At 66.5% G+C, this 546-nt stretch carries 1 protein-coding gene; it reads right to left on the bottom strand.

Annotation, left to right across the window (positions count from 1 at the left end; all coding sequences use genetic code 11):
- A partial coding sequence (locus tag ACTJKO_RS17420; protein ID WP_440690634.1) for a cytochrome ubiquinol oxidase subunit I occupies positions 1 to 546 on the bottom strand: 546 nt, incomplete at both ends.

Here is a 546-nt window from a genome sequence, read left to right on the forward strand (position 1 = left end):
GCCATCTTCATCGGCTGCGTGTCGACCATGACCAGGCCGAGCTGGTCACCGGTGAGCACCGTGACGGCGCCCGCTGCGACCATCGTCCAGAGGCCGAACTTGATCGCCGGGAGCATGGTCTCGAGGTGCTGGTTCCGGGAGAGGTGCCAGCCCGCGACCGCGATCACGACGGCGGCAGCGACCATGAACGACGCGGCGATCGTGTGCGGGAATGCGGCGAGCGCGACCTTGTTCGTCACGACCGCCCAGATGTCGGTCAGCTCTGCGCGGCCACGGGAAGGATCGAGGCGGTAGCCGACCGGGTGCTGCATGAACGCGTTCGCGGCGATGATGAAGTAGGCCGACAGGAGCGTCCCGAGTGCGGTGAGCCAGATGCTCACGAGGTGGACCCGCTTCGGCAAACGGTCCCAGCCGAAGATCCAGATGCCGATGAACGCGGCCTCGAGGAAGAAGGCGAGGATCCCCTCGAGCGCGAGCGGTGCGCCGAAGACGTCACCGACGAACCGCGAGTACGTGGACCAGTTCATGCCGAACTGGAACTCCTGC

It is taken from the genome of Curtobacterium sp. 22159, from assembly GCF_052045775.1.
Classification (GTDB): Bacteria; Actinomycetota; Actinomycetes; order Actinomycetales; family Microbacteriaceae; genus Curtobacterium.